19 protein-coding genes are annotated in these 23,800 nt (G+C 72.6%); 4 read left to right on the forward strand and 15 right to left on the reverse strand.

Going from position 1 to position 23,800, the window contains the following annotated elements; translation table 11 throughout:
• Window positions 1–189: 189 nt before the first annotated feature.
• The 5 genes from ACZ6R6_RS18585 to ACZ6R6_RS18605 form a co-directional block, all read right to left on the reverse strand.
• Window positions 190–894, reverse strand: coding sequence for a response regulator transcription factor (locus ACZ6R6_RS18585; protein WP_470094839.1), 705 nt, complete (start codon window positions 892–894; stop codon window positions 190–192).
• 65 nt (window positions 895–959) lie between these two features.
• Window positions 960–1,541, reverse strand: coding sequence for a hypothetical protein (locus tag ACZ6R6_RS18590; RefSeq protein ID WP_470094841.1), 582 nt, complete (start codon window positions 1,539–1,541; stop codon window positions 960–962).
• 28 nt (window positions 1,542–1,569) lie between these two features.
• Entirely contained in the window at window positions 1,570–2,814 is a 1,245-nt protein-coding gene (locus ACZ6R6_RS18595; protein ID WP_470094843.1) for an ABC transporter permease, read from the reverse strand.
• The gene (locus ACZ6R6_RS18600) at window positions 2,811–3,542 is read right to left on the reverse strand and encodes an ABC transporter ATP-binding protein (protein ID WP_470094845.1); all 732 of its coding nucleotides are present in this window, start codon (window positions 3,540–3,542) and stop codon (window positions 2,811–2,813) included. Before ACZ6R6_RS18600 ends, ACZ6R6_RS18595 begins: the two co-directional genes overlap by 4 nt.
• Window positions 3,539–4,681 carry an efflux RND transporter periplasmic adaptor subunit gene (locus tag ACZ6R6_RS18605; RefSeq protein WP_470094847.1) on the reverse strand — a complete coding sequence of 381 codons (1,143 nt, stop codon included), beginning with the start codon at window positions 4,679–4,681 and terminating at the stop codon, window positions 3,539–3,541. The genes ACZ6R6_RS18600 and ACZ6R6_RS18605 overlap by 4 nt, the downstream gene beginning before the upstream one ends.
• Window positions 4,682–4,830: 149 nt before the next feature.
• Between ACZ6R6_RS18605 and ACZ6R6_RS18610 the strand changes: the two genes are divergently transcribed.
• A complete protein-coding gene (locus tag ACZ6R6_RS18610) occupies window positions 4,831–6,732 on the forward strand; it encodes an efflux RND transporter periplasmic adaptor subunit (protein WP_470094849.1) in 1,902 nt (633 codons plus the stop codon).
• Between the two features lie 119 nt (window positions 6,733–6,851).
• Here the strand turns inward: ACZ6R6_RS18610 and ACZ6R6_RS18615 are convergent, their stop codons facing one another.
• From ACZ6R6_RS18615 to lhgO, 3 genes are read right to left on the reverse strand one after another with little or no spacing between them, the layout of a single operon-like run.
• The gene (locus tag ACZ6R6_RS18615; RefSeq protein ID WP_470094851.1) at window positions 6,852–8,240 is read right to left on the reverse strand and encodes a sensor histidine kinase; all 1,389 of its coding nucleotides are present in this window, start codon (window positions 8,238–8,240) and stop codon (window positions 6,852–6,854) included.
• Entirely contained in the window at window positions 8,237–8,944 is a 708-nt protein-coding gene (locus tag ACZ6R6_RS18620; RefSeq protein WP_306862973.1) for a response regulator transcription factor, read from the reverse strand. The genes ACZ6R6_RS18615 and ACZ6R6_RS18620 overlap by 4 nt, the downstream gene beginning before the upstream one ends.
• 35 nt (window positions 8,945–8,979) lie before the next feature.
• Window positions 8,980–10,170 carry an L-2-hydroxyglutarate oxidase gene (lhgO, locus tag ACZ6R6_RS18625; protein WP_470094853.1) on the reverse strand — a complete coding sequence of 397 codons (1,191 nt, stop codon included), beginning with the start codon at window positions 10,168–10,170 and terminating at the stop codon, window positions 8,980–8,982.
• A 406-nt stretch (window positions 10,171–10,576) separates the two neighbouring features.
• Here lhgO and ACZ6R6_RS18630 point away from each other — a divergent pair, with 406 nt between their 5' ends.
• A complete protein-coding gene (locus tag ACZ6R6_RS18630; RefSeq protein ID WP_470094855.1) occupies window positions 10,577–11,542 on the forward strand; it encodes a hypothetical protein in 966 nt (321 codons plus the stop codon).
• On the opposite strand, the gene ACZ6R6_RS18635 is transcribed toward ACZ6R6_RS18630, so the two are convergent.
• Entirely contained in the window at window positions 11,526–15,374 is a 3,849-nt protein-coding gene (locus ACZ6R6_RS18635; protein ID WP_470094857.1) for an SCO7613 C-terminal domain-containing membrane protein, read from the reverse strand. The genes ACZ6R6_RS18630 and ACZ6R6_RS18635 overlap by 17 nt on opposite strands.
• Window positions 15,375–15,455: 81 nt before the next feature.
• The gene (locus tag ACZ6R6_RS18640; RefSeq protein ID WP_470094859.1) at window positions 15,456–16,472 is read right to left on the reverse strand and encodes a hypothetical protein; all 1,017 of its coding nucleotides are present in this window, start codon (window positions 16,470–16,472) and stop codon (window positions 15,456–15,458) included.
• Window positions 16,473–16,762: 290 nt separating this feature from the next.
• On the opposite strand from ACZ6R6_RS18640, the gene ACZ6R6_RS18645 reads away from it, so the two are divergent.
• Complete coding sequence (locus tag ACZ6R6_RS18645; protein WP_306862959.1) at window positions 16,763–17,731, forward strand: aldo/keto reductase; 969 nt, start codon at window positions 16,763–16,765, stop codon at window positions 17,729–17,731.
• A 262-nt stretch (window positions 17,732–17,993) separates the two neighbouring features.
• Here the strand turns inward: ACZ6R6_RS18645 and ACZ6R6_RS18650 are convergent, their stop codons facing one another.
• From ACZ6R6_RS18650 to ACZ6R6_RS18670, 5 genes are all read right to left on the reverse strand, one after another.
• Entirely contained in the window at window positions 17,994–18,899 is a 906-nt protein-coding gene (locus ACZ6R6_RS18650) for a LysR family transcriptional regulator (RefSeq protein ID WP_470094861.1), read from the reverse strand.
• A gap of 124 nt (window positions 18,900–19,023) precedes the next feature.
• Window positions 19,024–19,596, reverse strand: a complete 573-nt coding sequence (gene thpR / locus ACZ6R6_RS18655; RefSeq protein WP_470094863.1) for an RNA 2',3'-cyclic phosphodiesterase — start codon at window positions 19,594–19,596, stop codon at window positions 19,024–19,026.
• On the reverse strand, window positions 19,553–20,794 hold the full coding sequence (locus tag ACZ6R6_RS18660; RefSeq protein WP_470094904.1) for an MFS transporter: 1,242 nt from the start codon (window positions 20,792–20,794) through the stop codon (window positions 19,553–19,555). Before ACZ6R6_RS18660 ends, thpR begins: the two co-directional genes overlap by 44 nt.
• Before the next feature lie 245 nt (window positions 20,795–21,039).
• A complete protein-coding gene (locus ACZ6R6_RS18665) occupies window positions 21,040–21,501 on the reverse strand; it encodes a MarR family winged helix-turn-helix transcriptional regulator (protein ID WP_470094865.1) in 462 nt (153 codons plus the stop codon).
• Window positions 21,502–21,850: 349 nt separating this feature from the next.
• Window positions 21,851–23,314 (reverse strand): NCS2 family permease, encoded by a 1,464-nt coding sequence (locus ACZ6R6_RS18670; RefSeq protein ID WP_470094867.1) that lies wholly within the window; start codon window positions 23,312–23,314, stop codon window positions 21,851–21,853.
• Between the two features lie 130 nt (window positions 23,315–23,444).
• On the opposite strand from ACZ6R6_RS18670, the gene ACZ6R6_RS18675 reads away from it, so the two are divergent.
• Window positions 23,445–23,732 carry a DUF2530 domain-containing protein gene (locus ACZ6R6_RS18675; RefSeq protein WP_470094868.1) on the forward strand — a complete coding sequence of 96 codons (288 nt, stop codon included), beginning with the start codon at window positions 23,445–23,447 and terminating at the stop codon, window positions 23,730–23,732.
• Window positions 23,733–23,800 lie beyond the last annotated feature (68 nt).

Consider the following 23,800-nt stretch of genomic DNA (forward strand, 5'->3'; position numbering starts at 1 on the left):
CGAACTCGGTAGAGCGATGGGGCCTTTCCCGAGGCTCCACGTGGAGGCCGTACCGGACTCGTCTCCCCCGCAGCTGGAGGCGAGCCCTGACCTGCCGCGCGGCCGCGGGTGATCGGGGGTCATGCGCTGACCATTGGAACAAGCGAAGCTCAGGGCCAGGTCAGCCGGAGCTGAGTGTTCGCTGAAAGTTCAATCACCACGTGGTAACCGCAGCACGTATCCCACGCCGCGCAGGGTGTGGATGAGCCGCGGCTCGGTCATGTCGACCTTCCGGCGGAGGTAGGAGACATAGGACTCCACCACTCCGGCGTCGCCCCCGAAGTCGTAGTTCCAGACGTGGTCCAGGATCTGCGCCTTGGACAGGACCCGGCCGGTGTTGACCATGAAATAGTGCAGCAGCTTGAACTCGGTGGGCGACAGCCGTACCGCGGTGCCCGACCGCCACACCTGGTGCGCCTCCTCGTCCAGCTCCAGGTCGCCGACCTGGAGACGGGAGGGGAGGTCGAGATCTCCCCTCGTACGGCGGAGCACGGCCCGGATGCGGGCGAGCACCTCCTCCAGGCTGAACGGCTTGGTCACGTAGTCGTCGGCCACGCGCAGGCCCGCGACCTTGTCGTCGGTGGCGTCCCGCGCGGTCAGGAAGACCACCGGCACCTGGCCGCCCATCTCACGCAGCCGCCCCGCGACCGCGAAGCCGTCCATGTCGGGCAGCATCACGTCCAGCACGACGAGGTCCGGGCGGATCCGCTCCGCGAAGTGCACGGCCTCCCGGCCGTCCGCCGCGGTCACCACCTCGAACCCGGACCTGCGCAGGCTGGCCGAGAGCAACTCGCGGATGTTCGGCTCGTCATCCACGACCAGCAACCTGGCCTCGACTCTCTCCAGCACAACCATGAGGCTTGCTCACCCTGCTGGAACGCAGCTCAGCTCAGGCTGAACGTTTCCTGAGAACCGGGCCGTCACCGGCGCCCGCCTCCCTCGTTGATCGCGGTCGCGGTGATCGAGCCGTCCTCGGCCCTGCTCCCCTGGACGACCACCGTGCCGCCGGGCCTGAGGTCGGCGACCTTGCCCTCCCGCGCCACCCGGACGGCCGTCTCGCCACTGGTGTTCACGGTGACGACGGATCCGTCCGCGGTCCTGACGTAGACCTTCTCGCCGTCGACCCGCTGCACCGTGCCGACGGCCGTCCCCCCAGGACCGCCCTGACCGCCCCCCTGGCCGCCCGGACCTCCCTGACCGCCCTGCTGCCTGCCCTCGAAGTCGCCGTAGCCGCCCTGACCGCCGTAGCCGCCGGGGCCCACGCCCTGCCGCACGGCGGCGCCCGGGGCGCCGGAGGCGCCGGCCTGGCCGCCGAGCGCCTTCTGCGCCTGAATGCCCACGATCACTCCGGCGACGAGCATCACCCCGGCGCCGAGCACCAGCGTGAGCGTGGAGAGACCGCGCCGCGGCCGGACCGCCAGCTCGCTCTCCAGGTCACCCGCGAAAGGGGAGGTCTCCAGCACCTTCCCGGCCGGGACCGTCTCATCCGCGTTGCCGCCCATGTCTGTCTCCTTGGGTAAGCCGTACAGGTCACTCGTGGCGCAGGGCCTGGATGGGCCGGAGCTTGGCCGCCCGGTTGGCCGGGTAGCCGCCGAAGAACAGGCCGATGCCCACGGAGACGCCGAGCGCCAGCGCGATCGACGACGGCACGATCGCGGGTTCGATGCCCGCGATCGTGAACCTGCTGCCGACGAACGCGATCGCCACGCCCGACAGGCCGCCCACCAGGCTCAGCACCGTCGCCTCCAGCAGGAACTGGCCGAGGATCGCGCTCCTGGGCGCCCCGATGGCCTTCCTGATGCCGATCTCCCTGGTCCGCTCGGTGACGGTGACCAGCATGATGTTGGTGATGCCGATGCCGCCGACCAGCAGGGAGATGGCGGCGACCGCGCCGAGCAGGGCGGTGAAGACGCCGATGGTCGAGCTGATGGTCTCCTGCAGGGTCGCCTGGTTCAGGATGCGGTAGTCGGCGGTGCCCGTGGGGGTGATGTCGTGCCGCTGGTTGAGGATGGCCGTCACCTCGGCCTGCGCCGACTCCGTCGTGTCGGCGCCGGTCGCCTGCACGACGATCGAGCCGAGCGCGCCGAAGCCGGTCAGGCTCTGCTGTACGGCGGGCAGCGGCACGATCGCGACGTCGTCGGCGTCCTGCATCCCCGCGGAGCCCAGCTCCTTCAGCACCCCGACCACCGTGAACGGCACCCCGGAGACGCTGACCTGCCGGCCGACCGGGTCCGCCGTGCCGAACAGCTCCTCGGCCACGGTCCGCCCGATCACCATGACCTTCCGGGCGGCGAGCACGTCGTCGTTGACGAAGTAGGTGCCGCTCGTGACTGGTCTGTTCGTGGCCTCGAAGTAGCTCGGGTAGGTGCCGACGAGCTGGGAGATCGTGTGGCTGGTCCCCTCGTGGACGGCGGTGGCCGCGGTGGCGGTCACCACCGGGGACACGCTCCTGACCGACGGGGCCTGCTCGCGGTCGGCCAGCGCCCTGGCGTCCTCCAGCGTGAGCTGCCTGGCCTGCGTGCGCGGCCCGCCGCCGCCCTGACCGCCACCGCCGCCGCCGAAACCGCCGCCGGAGAAGGACGCGGAGATGGTGAGGGTGTTGGAGCCGAGCCGCTGGATGTTCTGCTGGATGCTCTGCGAGGCGCCCTCGCCGAAGGCGACCAGCAGGATCACCGCGGCCACCCCGATGAGGATTCCCAGCGTGGTCAGGAAGCTGCGCAGCTTGTTGGCCGCCAGCCCGCGGAGGGCGAAGCGGAGGATCTCGAACCAGCTCACGCGGGGACCTCCGGCATCCGGGGCGGGGGGCCGTCGACGGGGGCCTGGCGGCGGTCCTCGACGAACTCGCCGTCCACCAGGCGCATGACCCGCTTGGCGTGCGCGGCCACGTCGTCCTCGTGCGTGATGATCACGATCGTCCGGCCCGAGGCGCTCAGCCGGTCGAGGATCTCCAGCACGTCACCGGTGGACTTGGTGTCGAGGTTGCCCGTCGGCTCGTCCGCCAGCAGGAGCGCAGGCGAGGTGACCAGTGCCCGGGCCACGGCCACCCGCTGCTGCTGGCCGCCGGAGAGCTCGTTCGGCTCGTGGCGGACCCGGTCGGCCAGGCCGACCTGCTCCAGGGCCGCCAGGGCACGGGCCCGCCGCTCGGCCGCGCCGACCCCGCCGTACGCCATGGGCAGCTCGACGTTGGCGAGCGCGCTCATCTTGGGGATCAGGTTGAACGACTGGAAGACGAAACCGATCTTCCGGTTGCGCAGGATGGCGAGCTGGTGCTCCTCCAACGTCCCGACGTCGGTGCCGTCGATGAGATAGCGGCCGGAGGACGGCACGTCCAGGCAGCCCAGGATGTTCATGAGCGTGGACTTCCCGGAGCCGGAGGCGCCCATGATGGCCACGTAGTCGCCCCGCTCGACGGTGAGGGACACCCCGCGCAGGGCGCGGACCTGGGCGTCGCCCTCGCCGTACACCTTCCAGAGCTCCTGGACGGACAGCACCGGGGCGGTCATCGACCGCCTCCGCCGAGGCCGCCGCTCCGGCCGCCGCCGCCGAGGCCGGGGAACCCGCCCTGCTGCTGGGTGGTGCCGGTGGTCGTCGGGCGGACGACCTGGTCGCCCTCGCCGAGCCCCGATTTGATCTCGGTGAGCGCGTCGCCCTTGACGCCGACCTCGACCTGGGTGGGCACCTGCCGCCCGTCCCGCAGGACGGTCACGGTGCTCCGGCCGCCCGCCGTGGAGATCACCGTGGAGGAGACCGCGAGCACGTTCTCGGCCTGCTCGACGACCACCTCGACCGTGGCCGTCTGGCCGAGCCGGACCTCGTCGGGCACCTCGGTGAAGGAGATCGTCACCGGATACTGGACCACGTTGTTGCTGGTGGCGGCGGTCGGCTGGATCTGGGTGACCTTGCCGGCCGCGGTGACGCCGGTCAGCGCGTCGAACCGGATGGAGGCCGGCTGGCCGACCTTGAGCTTGGTGATGTCGGACTCGGTGAAGTCGCCGACGAGCTGGAGCCTGCGGGTGTCGGCCAGCTCGATGAAGCCGCCGGATCCGCCCGCCGAACCACTGGAACCGCCAGAGCCTCCCGAACCGCCCGACCCCCCGGAGCCGCCCGAGGACGTGCTCGACGAGGAGCCGGAGGCACTGGAGGAGCCGCCGACCGTGCCGTTGACGGCGGTGACCGTGCCGGCGAACGGGGCCTTGATGACGGTGCCCGCCACGGTCCGCCGGGCCGCCCGGTAGGTGTTCCTGGCGTTGACGTACTGGGCGTAGGAGGCGGCCGTCGAGGTGTCGTCGTCCGCGGAGTCGAGAGCGGCGGCGGCCGCCTCCAGGCTCTCCTGGGCGGAGGCGTCGTCCAGCCGGGCCAGGATCTGCCCCTTGGAGACCTTCTGCCCGACCTCGACGTAGATCTTCTCCACCGTGCCGCTCGATCCGAAGCCGAGCGAACGCGCCCGGGCGCTCTCCACGGCCCCCGAGGCGGACACCGAGGCGGCCACCGTGCTCCGGGCCACCGACACGGTCCGCACCGCGGTCTCGGCGGAGGAGACTCCCCCGCCGAGAGAGGAGTAGGCGATCCCCGCGCCGCCCAGCAACAGGACCCCGAGGGTCCCGTTCACGATCAGCGCTCTGCGCTTGGTCGACAGCTTCACAGCGCCGAACCCTGACGCATTTTCCTTGAACACACCCCTGGCTCCGGCTGAAAGTTTGCTGCAGACCGCGTGCCGCGCCCGGAGATACGCAGGAAACCTTCAGGGATTTGTGAGGAGAGAGTGAATCGAGCAGACCAATATGGTCCGTCATGAGATCGACCAATCTCCCCAAGCCTCTGCGGACGGGAGGACTCGCCCTGGCCGCCCTCGTCCTGGTGGGCGCGGGCGTGATCTACACGCTCGACGAGGGCTCGGCTCCGGCGTCCCGGGTGGAGTTGGCCTCCGCCAGGCGGGGAACGGTGACGGCCGAGGTGTCCGCCGCGGGCAACACGGTGGAAGACAGCACCCGTGAGCTGGCCTTCGGCGGATCGGGAACGGTCACGAAGGTCTACGTCAAGGCCGGCGACAAGGTCGGCAGGGGCGACGTGCTGGCCAGGATCGGCTCCGCGCCCGCACGCGAGCGCTACGCCGTGGCCAAGGCGCAGCTCTCGGCGGCCCGCGAGGCACTGGACGGCGCCCAGGACGCGGCGACGTCGCAGGCATCGCAGACGTCGCCGGCTCAGCCCCAGGTCCAGTCCCAGGCCCGGACTCAGGGACAGCAGCCCCAGGGACAGCAGACCCGGCAGCAGGCCCGGCAGCAGAGCACGTCGGGCGACCCCGCCCGGCAGGCGGGCTGCGTCCCCACGGCGACGCCGGGCGCGTCGGCCCGGCCCACCGCCACACCGGGCCCGAGCGGCACGGCCGGCCGGAGGGGCACGCCCGGTCCGGACGGCACCGCGGGACCCGGCGGTCCGGGCGGTCCGACCGGATCCCCGGGTCCGGGCCGCACCTCCGCGGCGGCCACGGCCGAGCGGCCGGTGGCGGTGGCCCCGGCAGGCGGGATCGCGCCCGCCGGCTACTTCCTCGGGCCCGCGCGGACACCGGCACCGGTGCCGGTGCTGTCCCGGGCACGGGCGGAGACACCCGCGCCGACGCCGACACTGGAACCCACGACCACGCCGGCACCCGCCCCCACGCCCACCGAGGGGTCCCCCGAGCCCGCGCCGACGGTGACCGTCACGGTGACGGCGGCCCCGACGGTGACCGTGACGGCCACGGCCACCGTCACCGTGACCGCCACGCCGACGGTGGGCCGCCCACCCGCGAGCACGGGCCCGACCGGGTCCGGCCCGACGGCCCGGCCGAGCGAGCGCCCCGAACCCGGCCCGTCGGCCCGGCCCACGTCCGCCACGACCGCGGAGCCCGGCACGAGTCCCACGCCGACCGTCGGCCGCACTCCCGGGCCGCGGGACACCGCGTGTCCGCGGCAGAGCCCCACCCAGGGCTCCGACCGGCGCTCCGGGGAGGACGGCGGCACCGGCCGGACGGACAGCGGCGGCACCGGCACCGGCGGGGAGCGCGCGCTCAGCGTGGACCAGGCCGAGGCCGAGGTGAAGCGGGCGGAGGCCGACCTGACGGACGCCCGGGAGGAGCTGACGGGCGTGCGGATCGTCGCCCCCGCGGACGGGACCGTCCTGTCGGTGGCCGGAGCCGTCGGCGACAGCGTGGGCACCGGCGCGTTCGTCACCCTCGGGGACCTCGACGAGCTCCAGGTGGAGGCGCTGTTCACCGAGTCGGACATCGGGGAGCTGAAGCTGGGACAGCGGGCGTCGATCACGCTGGCCACCCGGGAGGGCGACGAGCACACCGGTACGGTGACCCGCATCGCGCCCACCGCGACCACCACCGACCGGCTGGTGAGATACGGGGTCGCGGTCGCCTTCGACAAGGCTCCGAAGGGCCTCATGGTCGGCCAGACGGCCACCGTCACGGTGACCGTCGCCGAGTCGGAGCAGGCGCTCTACCTCCCGGCGCAGGCCGTACGGTCCACGGCGGGCGGAGGGTCGGTGGTCACCGTTCAGGGCGGCGTCGAGCGGGCCGTGCGGACCGGGGTCCGCAGCGACCGGTACATCGAGATCACCGCGGGCCTGCGTGAGAACGAGCGGGTGGTGCTCCCCGGTGGCACGGTCACCGGAGGCTTCCCCGACAGCAGTTGGCCGACAGGCGCTTGACGCCCGTCCCCGCGCCGGAGATCGGAGGATCAGCCCGGCCCGGCCACTGGAGGGCAGTCGTCTTCGGCCGCTGAGGATCCGAGGATCACGACCCGGCCCGGCCACCGGGGACCGGGAGATCAGCCGTCTTCGGCCGCCAGGGGGAGGGCCACCCGGAAGGTCGAGCCCTCCCTCGGGACGGAGTCCACCTCGACCGTGCCGCCGTGGGTGTCGACGATGGCCGCGACGATGGCCAGGCCGAGACCGCTGCCGCCGTCCTCGGGCGCGCGGCGCCCGCGGGCGGAGTCGACGCGGTAGAAGCGTTCGAAGACCCGCTCGCACTGCTCGGCGCTGAGCCCCGGGCCCTCGTCGGCCACCTCGATGACGGCCATGCCGTCCCGGGCGGACAGCGCCATCCGGACGGGGGTGCCGTCCGGGGTGTGGGTGAGGGCGTTCGTCATCAGGTTGCCCACGACCTGGCGGAGCCGTACCTCGTCGCCGGAGACGATGAGCGCGGCCCCGTCCACCGAGAGCGTGATCTGGCGGGCGGGGGCGAGGATGCGGGCGTCGTGGATGGCGTCGGCGGCGATGGCGAGCAGGTCCACCGGGCGCATGGCGACCGGCCGCTGCTGGTCCATCCGGGCGAGCATCAGCAGGTCGTCCACGAGCAGCCCCATCCGGACCGCCTCGGACTCCACCCGGCGCAGCAGCGGCGCGGCGTCGACGTCGGGTGCCTGCCGGTAGAACTCGGCGAAGCCGCGGATGGAGGTCAGCGGCGTGCGGAGCTCGTGCGAGGCGTCGGCGACGAACCTGCGCATGCGCTCCTCGGAGTGGCGGGCCGAGGCCTCGGACTCCGACCGGGCGCGGAAGGCGGTCTCGATCTGGGCGAGCATGCCGTTCAGCGACTGGCCCAGGCGCCCGACCTCGGTGCGCGGGTCGGCGTCGGGGACGCGGCGGCTCAGGTCCCCGGCCGCGATCGCCTGGGCGGTGCGTTCGATCTCCTCCAGCGGGCGCAGGCTCCGCCGTATGACCACCACGCCCACCCCGGCGAGCGCGAGCATCAGCCCGCCGCCGCCGAGCAGCTCCACCAGCGCGAGCTGGCCGATGATCTGCCGGACCTCTGCCATGTCCACGGCCACCAGAAGGCTCCTGCCGTTGTCCAGGGGACTGATGTGGACCCGCCACTCGCCACTGTCGAACGGCCCGTGCACCTGTCCGGGCGACACGTGCGGGGTGGGCTTGCCCTCCACGTCACCGCCGCTGAGCTGGAGGATGATCCCGCCCTTGGCGTTGCGGAGCTCCAGCCTGGTGTCGGCCGGGAGCGGCTTGCCGACCAGCGTCACGGCTCCGCGGTGCAGGCGGCGCAGCGTGGCGTCGATGGTCAGGTCCATCTGGCTGTCCACGCGGTCGATCAGGTAGCCGCGCATGATCGAGACGCTGCCGATGCCGATGAGGGTGAGCGCGATGCTCAGCAGGACCAGGATGATCCCGATCAGCTTCACCCGCAGCGGGAACCCATTGACAATCATGAAGAAGGCGGCAGGCGGAGGACGTAGCCGACCCCGCGCAGGGTGTGGATCAACCGGGGATCGGTGTTGTCGATCTTCCGGCGGAGCACCGAGACGTAGGACTCCACGATCCCGACGTCACCCCGGAAGTCGTAGTCCCACACGTGGTCGAGGATCTGGGCCTTGGACAGCACCCGGCCGGCGTTCGCCATGAAGTAGCGCAGGAGCTTGAACTCCGTCGGCGACAGCGCCACGGCCCTGCCCCTGCGCCATACCTCGTGGCTCTCCTCGTCGAGCTCGACGTCGGCGAAGGTGAGCCGGGGCGGCCGGGCCGGCAGGTCTCCCGCGCCGGTACGGCGGAGCACCGCCCGGATCCGGGCCACGACCTCCTCCAGGCTGAACGGCTTGGTCACGTAGTCGTCCCCGCCCGCCGTGAGCCCCCGGATCTTGTCATCGGTGGCGTCACGCGCGGTGAGGAAGACCACAGGCGTGTCGGTGCCGCCGCCGCGCAGGCGCCGTACGACGTCGAATCCGTCCATGTCCGGCAGCATCACGTCGAGCACGATGAGGTCGGGGCGGTGCCGTTGGACCGCGGCGACGGCGTCCGTGCCGTTGCCCGCCGTGTTCACCCCGAACCCGGCGAACCGCAGGCTCGCGGCCAGCAGTTCGAGGATGTTCGGCTCGTCCTCGACGATCAGCAGGCGGGCTTCGGGTGAGTCGGTCACGGGTTTTATCTTCACTCGCCCACATGAAAAAGCAGTTAACGGGTCAACACAGAGGTTAACCCCACGATATGCCTGGCGATCGCCAAACTCGACGTCGCCGCCGGTGAGGGGGCGTTCCGCAGCAGGGTAACCCGGCCGTGCACGTCGATCGCGAAGTCGTCGAGCATGCTCCCGTCCCTGGCGACCGCCTGGGCCCGGACCCCGCCGGCGGTCCTGACCAGATCGGCCCTGGTGAGCTCGGGCACGTAGCGGCGCGCGGCCGCCAGGAAGGACCCCTTGGCCATGGAGCCGAGCACCTCCCTCACCCCGGTCCGCCAGTGCCTGGCCGCCAGCCGCCGGGTGCCCTGCCAGGCCAGGATCCGGCGCAGGTCGGTGAGATCGATGTCACCCCAGGAGTAGCCCTCCAGCGCCAGAGCCATGACCGCGTTGGGTCCGACCAGGACCTCGCCGTCGATCCTGCGGGTCAGGTGCACGCCGAGGAACGGGTAGCGGGGGTCGGGCACCGGGTAGATCAGCCCCCGGACGAGGTCCTTCGAGGCGCCGGCCAGCGCGTAGTACTCGCCGCGGAAGGGGACGATCCGCACGTCGCCGGCCGCCCCGGCCATCCGGGCGACGGTGTCGGTGCCCAGCCCGGCGCAGACGATCAGCCGGTCGAAGCGGAGCCTGCGCGGCCCGGCGAGCACCTCCACCCCGCCCGCGGTCTCCCGCAGCGCGCGGACCGGGTGGGACAGCAGCACCGAACCACCCGTCTCCTCCACGTCCGCGGCCAGGCGGCGGGCGACGGCGGGGAAGTCGGCGATCGCGGTGTGCGGGGAGTGCACGGCCGCCACCCCGACGGTGTGCGGCTCGACCTCCCGCAGCGCCAGCGCGTCCAGCTCGGCGATGCCGGGGACCCCGTTCGCACGGGCGCGCTCGGCGATCCGGCGCAGCCCCGGCCGCTCGGCCGCGGTGGAGGCGACGACCAGCTTGCCGACCTCCTCGTAGGGGATGCCGTGCTCGGCGCAGTATTGCCGGAGCAGGGCCACGCCCTCGCGGCAGAGCCGGGCCTTCAGCGAGCCCGGCTGGTAGTAGATCCCCGCGTGGACGACCCCGCTGTTGTGCCCGGTCTGGTGGGCTCCGACCCGGTCCTCCTTGTCGAGGACGGTCACCGTGGCGCCGCGGGTCCGCGCCACCTCCCTGGCCACCGCCAGACCGACGATTCCCGCGCCGACGATCCCGATGTTCACGGCGCGACCCTACCGGCAGGCATGCCGACCTTCCCAGAGGTGGGATTCCCATCCTCTCCGGGACCGGCCGCGGCTTTCCATGCTTTTTCTGGATCGCACACGGCGAGAAACGGCTCAGGACCGGCGGCGGGGAGCGCGACCGCCACGGGCGAGCCGACGGAACCGGATGCTCCGGCCACCGGGAGGCACATGCCCGAAAGTTAACGGCAATCCTCTCCGGAAAAGAAGGGGATGCCCCGCCTCGTTATTGATCGCACCCATATGTAGGCAATCTTTACCCCCACTGAGCAGGGAATACGGGAATACGTCCGCACGCGGAACGCGATACGGCTATTCATTTCGGGGGAAACATATGAAAAGGTCGCATGCCGGGGCACGGAGCCCTCTGCACGTTCTCCTGACGGGTGTGGCGGCGTCGTTGGCCGCCCCCGCCCTCGTCCTCACCCCGCAGCCGGTCTCGGCCGCGCAGAGCGGCACGGGCGGGGAGTGCACGATGGTGAGCGGGGGCTTCGAGGAGCCGGGCGGCCTGCGCGGGCAGGGGCACCTGCGCGAAGACGTCCCCGGGTGGCGCACCTCTTCGAGTGACGGCCTCATCGAGATCTGGGGCCGGGACAACCGCGCCGCCCCGATGAACTTCACGGTCCCCCCGGACACCGGCGACCAGTTCGCCGAGCTGAACGGGACCTCGGTGGCCACGCTCCGCCAGGACATCAGGACCTTGCCCGGCTCCACACTGGGCTGGAGCCTGGCGCACCGTGGCCGTACCGGGAGCCCGGACAGCAAAGACGTCATGCGGGTCAGGATCGGAGGCGTCGTGCAGACCCCGGCCGGGCAGGACTCGCCCGACATCGCCGACGGCAACGACGGATGGGGCCACTACAGCGGCAGCTACACGGTCCCCCAAGGACAGTGGACGACCCGGATGGAGTTCGTCTCGGTCTCCTCCGGGACGGGTCTGCCCGACCACGGCAACCTCCTCGACTCGGTCTCGATCACCTGCGCCTCCTCACTCGCCGTGCGGAACCAGCCGCCCAGCATGCCGTACCTGGTGCTGTACGGACCGGTGGGGCGCGGCCTCGGCGGCTCCCTCGACTCGGAGGACCCGGAGGGCGACGAGGTGACCTACAGCGCGGGCGCCCCGAAGCCCCGGCTGGAGGTGACGGTCGGCCCCGACGGGACGGTGACCGCCAGGGCCGGCCGGCCGATCCTGTACCAGGTGCCGGTCAGAGCCTGCGACGGGCAGGGCGCCTGCAGCCGGGGCAGGATCGTCGTCGTGGGCTACCGCCGCGCCAAGCCGTCCGCCGGAGCCCGTCCCGGGAGCCGGGCTGAGGGGCGGCCGGGCGGCAGGGGCCGGGTCAGCGCATCCGGCTGACGGCAGCCCGCAGGCGGCGCACGTCCCCCAGCCGCGCCTCGTAGGTCGCGCCGAGCACGACCAGCAGCAGCCCGCCGGCCGCCATCGGCACCCATCTCGGCACCATCACGACGATCTGCGCGATCCATGGCGCCAGCTCGTGCAGGGCGACGACGGCCAGGGTGAGACCGCCGAGCAGCGCGGGCGCCTGGAGCCGGAAACGCGCCCCGGCCAGCAGCACGGCCAGCGAGACCGCGCCGAGCAGCAGCGGCCGGATCCAGCCTGCCCCGGCGAGCAGCGCGATCACACTGGGGATCAGGCTGGAGGCGAGCCCGGAGCCGTAGGCGACCCACGAGGACGTCTCACGGCCCCTCGCCCGCCACCAGCCGAACGCCAGCAGGACCAGCGAGAACGGCACCGTGTACGCCTCGACGACGGTGACGTCGGAGGCGAGCAGGCGCAGCCAGGAGGCCGCCAGCAGGAAACCGGTCCCCACGTATCCGGCCCATCGCCGGTCGGGCCGCAGCGCCGTACCGGCCATCAGCACGCCGACGACCGCGCAGGCCAGCCCGGCCAGCGGCAGGTCGGCGGCGCCGAGCCACAGGCCCACGGCGGCGAGGGCGTAGCCGGCCGTCTCCGCCCCGATCGCGGGCGTCGCCCTCCGGAACCCGCCCGCCACGGCCGCCGCCAGGCAGGCCACGGCGAGCACGCCGAACGCCGCGTACCGTACCGGCCACTCCAGCGCCAGCCCGGCGGCGAGCGCCTCGCCGCCGGTGAGGGCCGTCGCCAGCCCCGCGCCGGCGACCCGCACGGCCCGCGCCCGCCCCCGGAAGGCGGCCGCCGCCGCGACCGCCGCGACCACCGGCAGCGCGATCAGCGTCGCGGGTCTGCTCATGAGCGCCCAGGAGAGCGCGGTCGAGGCCGTCCACAGCGCCGCCGCCCCACCGAGCGCCCAGTCCGTACGGCTCCGCGCCGCCGCCCACGCCGACGGGCCGAGCCCCGCGACGAACAGCCCCACCTCCAGCCCGTACGGCAGGCCGACCGAGACCGGCAGGGTCACCACCACCACCGGCCAGGCCGCCAGCCCGGCCCGGAACGCGCCGCCTCCCCCGGCGACCTGCCAGGAGAGCAGCACCGCCGCCGCCGCGACCACAAGCGCGACCACGACGAGGAGCGGGTGGCGGCCGGCGGGAACGTCCAGCGCGGTCCACGGCAGGGTGAGCGGCCGGTAGAACCTGAGGATCTCGGCGAGGGCGGTATGCATGGGGAGCAGCGCGAGCGCGGCGAGCACGGCCCCCAGCACGAGCCCCGTCCCCCTCCGAGGGTCAACGGCCCCGCCCCCGGCCGTCCCACCTCCGGCCGCCGATCCACCGGCGGCCCCGTCCCCAGCGACCGGTCCACCAACGGCCTCAGCCCCGGCGATCCCACCTCCGGCCGTCGATCCACCGACGGCCCCAGCCTCGGCCGTCCCACGCTCGGCGGCCCCGTGCTCGGCGACCGATCCACCGGCGGCCCCGTCGGGCCCGGGCTCGGCGGCCATCTCACTGTGCCCGGGCTCGGCGACCGTCCCACCGGGTCCGGACACCGTGGCCGCCTCCGGGCCGGGCCACCGGCGGAGAGCGAGGAGGCCGGCCGGCAGCGCGCCTGCGGCCAGCGCCAGCGCCAGCCCCTCGTGTACCGGCAGCCATCCCGTCCCGACGGTCACCGCCCAGATCAGGCCGGTCGCCGACAGCACCGCCATCGCCAGGGCGGCCGCGGCGGCCCGTGGCACCCGTGCGGTGAAGGTCGCCAGGCCGCACGCGGCCAGCAGGACCGCGAGCGCCGCGTACGTGGTGGTCCGCTCGGCGAGCGCGGTGGCCACGGCCAGCGCGGCGACCGCCCCGGCCGTCACCGTGAAGGCCCACGCCCGCCGTGGCCGCCGGGCCAGGGTCAGGCAGGCCACGGACACGACGGCCAGGGCCAGCAGGACCGCGAGATCCACCGCGTGGCTCCAGCCGGCGGCGGCCGGGGTGACGGCCACCGTGACCGTGCCGACGGCCAGGGCAACCGGCCACAGGGACGCGGGTCCCCGGCGGGCCGCCACCGCCAGGGCCGCCGTCAGCAGCCCGAGCACGGCCACGCCTTCGGGGATCGGCGAGGTCCACCAGTCTCCGGCGGGCCCGTGTGCACCCGCCCAGACCCTGTCCAGCCGGTTGAACGGCGCGAGCAGTGTGACGATCACCACGGGCAGGTACGGGAGCGCGGTGATCGCGGCCAGGACTCCGGCGGAGACGGCGCCGGCCGAGCGGACCCGTGGGTCTTTCAGACCCGGCAGACGGAGCGCGGCCACCGCGACGGCCAGCGCGGCGACGGTGTGCGGGACGGTCCACCAGTTGGACGGGAGCAGCGGCCAGACCGAGGTGGCCAGGCCGATGGTCAGCGCGAGCACCGACCCGGCCGTCAGCCCCCTGAGCCGGCCCACGCCCACCCGGGGCGCGACGGCCACGCCGACCACGGCGAGCAGGACCAGCAGCGCCCCCTTGACCGGCGCACCGGTCAGGGGATCGGCGCCGAAGGGGACGGTCAGCCCCAGGTAGGAGTCCAGCGCCCCGTAGCCCACGCCCAGCGTCCACACGAGGCCGAAACAGAACCCCGCCGTCGCCCGGACCCCGGCCACGCGCCCCGGCTCCGCCACGGGCCCCCTCACGCCCGCGCCGGGCGGCCCCGCCGCCGCCCCTTCCGGGCCCACGCCTTCCGGCGCCGCCACGGGCCCGCCACCGCCGGCGCCGCCAGGCATCGCCGTCGCGCCGTTCCCCGGCCCTTCCGGGCCCACGCCTTCCGGCGCCGTCGTGGCCCTGCCCGGCCTGCGGCCGAACACGAGGAGGGCGGCGTCGGCGGCGGCCGTCAGCGCGAGGGCGGGGGTGATCCAGGGGGCCGGCTGGCCCAGGGCGAGCAGCGGGAGGGGCAGTTGGGCGAGCACGACCGCCATCGGCGCCGGCAGCCTCAGCGGGAGCAGCCGCGAGTATCCCGCCAGGAAGAGCGCGGCCAGGCCGGTCAGCAGGGCGGCGTAGTCGAGCCCGCCGATGCCGTCGACCCCGGCCAGGCCGACCCGCCGGGCGGCGTAGCCGTCCAGGAGGATCAGCGTGACGCCGAGCACCGCGACGGTCTCGGCGGTGGCGGTCAGCTCCCGCTTCACCAGGAGCTTCGGCGCGGCGAGAGTCAGCACGGTGATCCCGGCGAGGATCGCCGCCCGCCCGCCGATGCCGATCTGCCCCCAGTTGACCACGGTGAAGACGATGGCCGCCACGGCCAGCAGCAGGCCCCCGAGGACGAGCAGCAGGTTCTGCACGGCCTTCGGCGAGAATTCCCGCCGCGGCGCGACGCCCCCGGAAGGTCCGGGTGACGTGGGCGCGGCGGCCCGGGGCAGGGCGGGCACGGGGACCCCCGGCCGGCCGGGCATCGGGGGGCCGGACTGGGCCGCTGCGGAGGGGACGGGCCGCCCGGGACCGGGCGCGTCCTCCGACGGCGTGCCGGGGAGCCCCGGGGAGGCCGCCCGGGGAGGTTCCGCCGGAGCCCGCCCGGGACCCGCTCCGGCCTCCGCGTGCCGTACGCCCGGACCGCTCCCGGCCGGGCCGGGCCGCTCCGCCCGGAGCAGGCCGAGCAACCGCTCGCGCCTGGCCAGGAGGTCCGCCTCCTGTGCCCGCAGCCCGGCCAGCGCCCTGTCGAGCTGCCACAGCTCGGCCGCCACAGGTCCCCGCAGCGGCAGCGCGCAGCGCGGGCAACGGCCGTGACCGCCGGTGAGGGCCGTGCCGCACTCCGGGCAGTTGACGCCCGGTGGACGGTGCGGGCCGGACGGTGGACTCTGATCGCGCATGGCATGAAGGATGCCGGGCGCGGGTCGCTGTTTGGTTGCGACGCCTCCCCGCCGCCGGCGGCGGGCAGCGGCCCGAGCCGTCTAACGGGTGCGACGGGCGATGAAGGTGATCATGCCGGTGGCCGCCGCCGCGACCGCCAGCCAGACGGCCACGGCCGAGCCCGGCACCCCGGCGTCGGCGTCCTCGTCGGCCTTCGCGTCGGCCACCAGCGTGGTGCCACGGCCGGCGCCCCTGCTGGCCACCGGCGTGGGGGTGGGCTTGGGCGCCGTCTCCTGCAGGACCCTGGCCGGCAGCGGCACCCGGTAGACCGGGCTGCCGGCCCCTTCGCTGCCGGTCAGCAGCGCCTTGCCGTCGGCCGTGTAGGCGATCGACTCGGCCTGCTCCAGAGGCGGCATCGTCACCCGGGCGATCTGGTCTCCCGGAGCGCGGTAGACCGTGGCGGAGAAGTAGGTGCGGATCACGAAACTCGATCCGTCGGGGGCGTAGGCGGCGTCGGTGGCCATGATGGGCGCGGAGCCGACCTTGCGGAGCACGTTGACCTTGTCGGTGCGCAGCCGCTTCGGGGCCGCGTAGACCGAGCCGGCGAACTGCTTGCTCACGATGTAGAGCCGCCCCGTGCGAGGGTGCACCATGACGCCCTCGGCGTTGTGCCCGCCGTCCTCGTAGCGGAACCGGTAGCGCACGGCGGGGATGACGGCGTCGCGCAGCGTGGTGGGCTCCGCCACCTTGTAGACCGAGATGTCGGGCCAGGCTCCGTCGAAGTTGTCGCCGATGTCGGCGAACCAGAGCACTCCCGCCCCGGTCGCCGGGTCCCGGGAGGCGGCCATCCCCTCCCAGTCGCGGGCCTCGGCCCCCTGCAGGGTGAACGTCGCGCGGGTCCGCCCGCTGGATCCCACGGCGAAGAAGACCGGCCCGGCCGAGCTGTCATTGTGGGTGTAGTAGACGTTCCTGTGCGTCGGCGAGACCGCCAGACCGCTCGACTCGTTGATCCGCCTGTCCTTGAAGGTGAACAGGGGCGAGTCATCGTCCGCCCACGCTCCCGACCCGGTGAACACCGCCGTCCCGGCCAGCACGGCCACCGCGAGCACGCGAATCATGACATTGCCCGGCCTACTCCCCATTCAGTCATCATGCCCTGACGGCGGGGGCCGGTGGTGCCGCGGAAGCCTCTTGTCCGCACCAAGGTCACCTCTGCTTTGCCGAAAGCGGGGCGGCGGGCCACGCGGCCGCGATAGGACCGGCGGCCTGACCAGCGCGCCGCGCCGGAGGGAGCAGCGGTCCCGCGCGGCGGCGGGCGGCGGGGCCGCCCCGGTCGCCGGATCCCGTACGGCGCCACTCCGGAAGCCGTACTCGCCTGGAGCGCACTCCAGGTCCTTAGTGTGGGCACATGGAATACACGCAGCTTGGCCGTACCGGCCTGAAGGTCAGCCGCCTGTGCCTGGGCACGATGAATTTCGGCCCCGTGACCTCGGAGGACGACTCCTTCGCGATCATGGACCATGCCCACGAGCTGGGCGTCAACTTCTTCGACACAGCCAATGTCTACGGTTGGAAGAAGGGCGAGGGCATCACCGAGAACATCATCGGGCGGTGGTTCGCCAAGGGCGGGGGCCGCCGGGAGAAGACCGTGATCGCCACGAAGCTCTACGGCGACATGGGCGACTGGCCCAACGACGGCCGCCTGTCCGCGCTCAACATCCGCCGGGCCGCCGACGCGTCGCTGAAGCGGATGCAGACCGACTACATCGACCTCTACCAGGCCCACCACGTCGACCGGAACACCCCGTTCGAGGAGTTCTGGGAGGCCATGGACATCCTCAAGCAGCAGGGCAAGATCCTGTACGTCGGGTCGTCCAACTTCGCGGGCTGGCACATCGCCAAGGCCCAGGAGGTCGCCGCCCGCCGCAACTCCCTCGGCCTGGTCTCCGAGCAGTCCCACTACAACCTGATCGTCCGGGCGGCCGAGCTCGAGGTGATCCCGGCGGCCGAGGACTACGGCCTGGGCCTGATCCCGTGGAGCCCGCTCGCCGGCGGCCTGCTCGGCGGCATCCTCCGGAAGATCGACAAGGGGCGGTCGGCCTCGGAGATGATCACCCAGCAGTTGGAGAAGCACCGCGACAAGATCGAGCAGTATGAGGCGTTCTGCGACGAGCTCGGCGAGGACCCGGCGAACGTCGGCCTGGCCTGGCTGCTCCACCAGAAGGCCGTCACCGCGCCGATCATCGGCCCGCGCACGCTCGACCAGCTCGACAGCACCACCAAGGCGCTGGAGATCGAGCTGGACGACAAGGCGCTGGCCCGTCTCGACGAGATCTTCCCCGGGTTCAAGACGGCCCCCGAGGAATACGCCTGGTAGCGGGCCGGCCAGGGCCTGTGTCGAAGTCGCTGCGCTGTGTGCCGGCTTGATGGTTTCGGGCAGGTCGTAGATCGGCAACGAGTGAGGTCTCCGGTAGGTGGTCAGTCGACCAAGACAGACCACCTACCGGAGACCTCGTGGCCACCTTGACGGCGATGAGGCGGTTCGACCTGACCGATGCGCAGCGGGCGGCGCTGGAGGCGCTGCTGCCGGCGCCGGAGCGGTCGGGCCCTCCCCTGAGCCACGAGAAATCGCCCGAGTTCTACCTGGAGCCCGAGTCGTGGGCGGCCGTGGACACCTCCGCCGCCACCCGGGTGAAGGCCAGGCCCTTGGCGGAGACGCCGGCCGTACGCCAGAGCAGCGCGTACTCGAGGGGCGGAGCGTCCTCGATCGGGACGTAGACCAGGTTGGGTCGAGGGTAGTACCGGGCCCCCTGGGCGGCGGCGATGGTGACGCCCTCGCCCGCTGCGACGAGCGCGAGCAGTTCCTGCCAGTACGTCGTGCTCGTCGAATAGCGGATGGGCCGGCCGCCCGGGGTGCGCTCGGGGAAGTGCCGCTCCCTGAAGTAGCCGGACATACCGTCGATGATCAACACGGTCTCGTCGACGAGGTCTTCCAGCGAGACCGCGGTACGGCCGGCCAGGCGGTGCCCGCCGGAGACCGCGAGCACGGTCAGGTCGCGCAGGAGCACCGGCCCCACGGTCAGGTCGGGCTCGTCCACGGGCAGCTCGATGAGCTGGATGTCGAGTTCGCCCCGGCGCAGGGGGCCGAAGCGGTCCGACAGGTGCACCTCGCGGATCTGCACCTCGCACCGGGGATGCTCGCCGCGGAACCTCTCGATCACAGTCATGACCAGCTCGCTGGCGTGCGGGCTGGAGAAGCCCACGCGCAGGACGCCACCGGTGCCGCGCGCCGTGTCCGCGGCCTTGGCCAGGGCTTCGAGGATCCCGTGATGGTGCGGGTCGAGGTCATCGCGCAACTGCCGGCCGAGCGGGGTCAGCGCCACCCGGCGGCTGGTGCGCTCGAACAGCGGGGCGCCGACGCGCCGTTCCAGGGTCTTGGTCATCTGGCTCACCCGGGCGCGCGACACGTGCAGCCGCTCGGCCGCGCGACCGAAATGCAGCTCTTCGGCGAGCGTCAGGAACGTCTCCAGCTCCTGCCAGTTCATCGGCCCCTTCGAACGACTTCGATACGGGCCCTAGGAGAGCAAGGCGCCGATCACCACGAGCAGCACGAGCAGTGCGAGCACCGTGGGCAGCAGCCAGCGACGGGGACGATCCACGCCTTGGAGCTTAGCTCCGCCCACCGGGTGTCGGCGCCGTGAGGGGGTATTCGGCGACCGTCTCGTAACGGACCACGGCGCCGAGATGGCTTCTCACCAGGTGGACGGCGCCCGCCTCCCAGGGGCTCCCGGCGAACGGCCCGAAGTCCTCGACCAGGCGACGCAGGTCGACGTCGGCGCGGGACCTGGCCAGGGTCAGGTGCGGCCGGAGCCGCCGCCGGTCGGCGTGTACGGCTCCGGCACGCCGCGCCCCGGCCCCCAGGGAGTCGGCCAGCCGGACGAGCTGGGGGCGGGAGCCGTGCACGTCGGTCCAGAAGACGCGTGCCCGGCCGGGCGCGGGGAAGGCGCCCGCGCCGATGAGCGACAGCGTCATCGGCGCGTAGCGCGACGCGGCGCGGGCCAGCCGCGTCTCCAGGTCCGGCAGGACCGTCTCCGGCACCTCTCCCAGGAACGACAGCGTCACGTGCCAGGTCGCCGGATCCGGCCAGCGGATCACCGGCCAGGCGGCGCGGTGGGGTCCCAGCGCGTGGTCGAGCTCGTCACGCACCCGCTGCGGCAGCGGTAACCCCACGAACAGTCGCACGCGACCTCCTGCCGATCGCCCTGGTCAGCATTATCGCCGCACCGGTGCCGGCCAGGGTGAGCACCCCGCCGATCATCACCCCCACGCGGGGACCGCCCAGCTCGGAGATCCAGCCGAGCAGCGGCGCGCCGATCGGGGCGCCGCCGGTGAACACCAGCACGTAGATACCCATCACCCGGCCGCGCATCTCCGGCGAGGAGGCGAGCTGCACGCTGGTGTTGGCGGCGGTGTTGATGGAGATCAACGCGACCCCGGCGGGGATGAGCAGGAGCAGGTAGAGCGGGTACCACGGGGCCAGGCCGGTGGCGATCTGGAACAGTCCGAACGACACCGCGCCGCCGATCAGCAGCTTCCGGCTGGGCCGTACCCGCCGGGCCGCCATGAGGGCGCCACCCAGCGCGCCCACCGCGAACATGCTGGAGGCCAGGCCGAAGGACGACGCGCCCGCGCCGAAGACCTGGCGGGCCATCAGCGCGATGGACATCGAGAACGACTGCGTGAACAGCGACACGAAGGCGACCAGCAGTATCGGCATCAGCAGGTCCGGCCGGGCCAGCACGTAGCGCAGCCCCTCGCGGAGCTGCCCCTTGGCCCTGGGCACCGGGTCGGGAGCGGTCAGTTCCGAGGCGCGCATCAGTGCCAGGCCGCCGAGCACGGCGACGAACGACATCGCGTTGATCAGGAACATCGGGCCCGTGCCGCCGAGCACGGAGATCAGCACACCGGCGACGGCCGGGCCGACCACGCGGGCCAGGTTGAAGCTGGAGGCGTTCAGCGCGATGGCGTTGGACAGGTCCTGGCGGCCGACCATCTCGACCACGAAGGACTGCCGGGTCGGCACCTCGACGCAGGAGATGAGACCGAGGGCGAAGGCCATCACGTAGACGTGCCAGAACTGTGCGGCGCCGGTCACCACGAGCACGCCCATGGTGAGCGCCAGCATGCCCATGAGCGACTGGGCGACCATCAGCAGTTGCCGCTTGGGGTAGCGGTCGGCGAGCATGCCGCCCCAGAGCCCGAACAGCAGCAGCGGCAGGAACTGCAGCGCGGTGGTCACGCCCAGCGCGACGGCGCTGCCGTGCGTCAGGTCCAGTACCAGCAGGTCCTGCGCGGTGCGCTGCATCCATCCGCCGACGTTGGAGACCACTCCGCCGATCGCGAACAGCCGGTAGTTGTAGTTGCGCAGCGACCGGAACATCCCGCCCCGCGCCTCGGGCACGGCCTGGGCCGTCCCGCTCTCGACGGCCTGCAACTCGCTGGCGGCCGCGGCCCGGGCGAGCCGCCGCCGGCGCAGCCTCGCCCGCCATCCCAGGCTCCTGCCGGGTACGGCGCGCACGGCGTGCGGCCGTCGTGTTCTTGCCCGCCACCTCGGCCCCGTGCCCGGTGCGGCGTGCGCCTCGGCGTCCTGCGGGGCCGCCGAGGCCCAGGGTTCCTCAGGCTCGGCTAGATCCGGCTGAGCTTCTCCAGGATCGGAGCCGCCTGCCGGAGCACCGCCCTCTCCTCGGCTGTCAACTCCTTCAGCCGCTGCGTCAGCCACGCCTCCTTGCGGCGGCGCTCCTCCTTCAGCAGCGTTGAGCCCTGCTCGGTCACGCCCACGGTCACCTGACGCCGGTCGGTCGGGTGCGGCGTACGCGACACCAGCCCCCGCTCTTCCAGCGCGGCGATCACGCGCGTCATCGAGGGCGGTTGCACCTTCTCTAGCTCGGCCAATCCGCCGGGGGTTATCCCTGAATGCCGTTCCACGGCGGCGAGCGTCGCGAGCTGGGTGGGGGTCAGCGAGTGTCCCGCGGCCTGCCTGCGCAGGCGCCTGTTCAGTCGTGCCAGTGACACGCGCAGCGCCGAAGCCAGACCCGCGTCGCTTCGCAGGTTCGCGACGGGGTCCTTCCTTGGATTGTTCGTTAGCATAAGTCATTACCTTTGCTAACTATATACGGTCTCACGGGATTCCCTCCGGGCAAAGTTTTCTTGGCGCGAGCCGTACAGCGTGACAGACCGGGCGGCGATCCCCAACCTCGGCGTGACGTCCCCGCAGGCAGGAGCCGGTGGAGGCGGCACGGCGGAGGACCGACCCACAGTGTACGTCCACCCCTTCTCGTCGCCTGGCGCAATGAAACGATCACCTTCCGTGAGGTCTCTGCTGCCGGCAGGGGCTCCGCCGCCGCTCCCGCGCGGGCCGGCGGGCCCGTGGGCGACGCCGGGCACGAGGCCGTCATGGCGATCGGTCCTCGCGGATCGCCATGACGGCCTCGTGCGCTCAGCCCAGACCGAGCAGGGTCTTGATGGGCCCGAGCGCGAAGTACAGGACGAACAGGGCCGCGACCACCCACATCAGGGCGTGGACCTCACGGGACTTGCCCTTGGCCACCTTGATCAGGACGAAGCTGATGAAGCCGGCGCCGATGCCGTTGGCGATGGAGTAGCTGAACGGCATGAGCACGATCGTGAGGAACGCCGGGATGGCGATCTCGTAGTCGGTGAAGTCGATCTCGCGGATCGCGGTCATCATCAGGAAGCCGACGATGACCAGCGCGGGAGTGGCGGCCTCGTAGGGGACGACGGCGACCAGCGGCGAGACGAAGATGGCCAGCAGGAAGAGCACACCGGTGACCACGCTGGCCAGACCGGTGCGCGCGCCCTCCCCGACGCCCGCCGCCGACTCGACGTAGGTCGTGTTGGAGGAGACGGAAGCCGCGCCGCCGACCGCCGCGCCGATGGAGTCGACGAGGAGGATCTCGCGGGTCCTGGGCATGGTCCCGTCCTCCTTGATCAGCCCGGCCTGGCCGCCGACGCCCACGACCGTGCCCATGGTGTCGAAGAAGTCGGTGATCAGCAGGGTGAAGACGAGCAGCAGAGCCAGGATGACCGAGACGGAGCCGAACGCGCCGAACGGGTCGAACTCCTTGAACAGCACCAGCGGGTTGCTGAACCCGAAGATCTCCTTGGGCAGCTCCGGCACGACGAGCCGCCAGCCCGAGGGGTTCGGGCTGTCCGGCGTCCCCGAGCCGCCGATCTTGCCGATGGCCTCGACGACGACCGCGAGGACCGTGGTGCTGAGGATGCCGATCAGGATGGCGCCCTTCACCTTCCGGGCCACCAGCACGGCGATCGTCAGCACTCCGACCACGAACACGAAGATCGGCCAGCTGGTCAGGTTGCCACCGATGCCGAGCTCCAGCGGTACGGCGGGCGCCTTGCGGACGAAGCCGGCGTCCACGAAACCGATCAGGGCGATGAACAGGCCGATGCCGACGCTGATCGCGGTCTTGAGCTGGGGCGGGATGGCGTTGAAGACCGCCGTGCGGAATCCGGTCAGCACCAGGAGCGCGATGATCACGCCCTCCAGGAAGACCAGGCCCATGGCCGACTCCCACGACATCTGCGAGGCGATGCCGTAGGTGACGAAGGCGTTGAGGCCCAGACCGGCGGCCATCGCGAACGGGACCTTGCCGATGACGCCCATCAGGATGCTGAGCAGACCGGCGACGAAAGCGGTGCCGGCCGCGACCAGCGGCACGTTGGGCACGCTCCCGTCGCCGATGAACTGGCCGTCCGCGTCCTTGACGGTGGCGATGATCAGGGGGTTGAGCACCACGATGTAGGCCATCGTGAAGAAGGTGGCCAGACCGCCGCGGACTTCCCGGCCCACCGACGAACCACGGTCAGAGATGTGAAAGAAACGGTCAAGTGCGCTTATTTGGGAGGTTTTGGTGTCACTCACGGACGCAGGGTGGCAGCGAGCATCCGCTATCGGAAGGCCCAGGCCACGATGGTGATGGTTTCGAGATCGATCCGCGCCCTCACAGGGCCGTTTTGCGGGTAGTGAGAGCCCGTCGCCTAGGCTGGATCGTGTGAACCTGCCTAGCCGTCCGGATCTCCGGCCGTTGAAGACCAACGACACGGCCACGATCCTCGCGGGCACGTGCCTGTGGGCGGTGGCCCTGGCCGTGCTCTTGATCGTGCAGCCGGACCCCGGGCACCGCTGGTGGATCTGGACCTGCGTGTCGGGCATCTGCGGCGGCCTGTTCGGCCTGTGGTATGTCCGGCGCCGCGACCGCAGGGAACCGCCGCCCGCCGAGGAGCAGGTCGAGCCCGCGACGGCGATCCCGCCCGTCTCCCCCACGCCGCCGACCCCCTGACCCGGCGGGAACCGCGCCCTCCGACCACCCGGGAGCCGCCCGGTGACCCGCGCCCGGGCCGCCCGGTG

The sequence above is a fragment of the Streptosporangium sp. NPDC048886 genome, assembly GCF_055586905.1.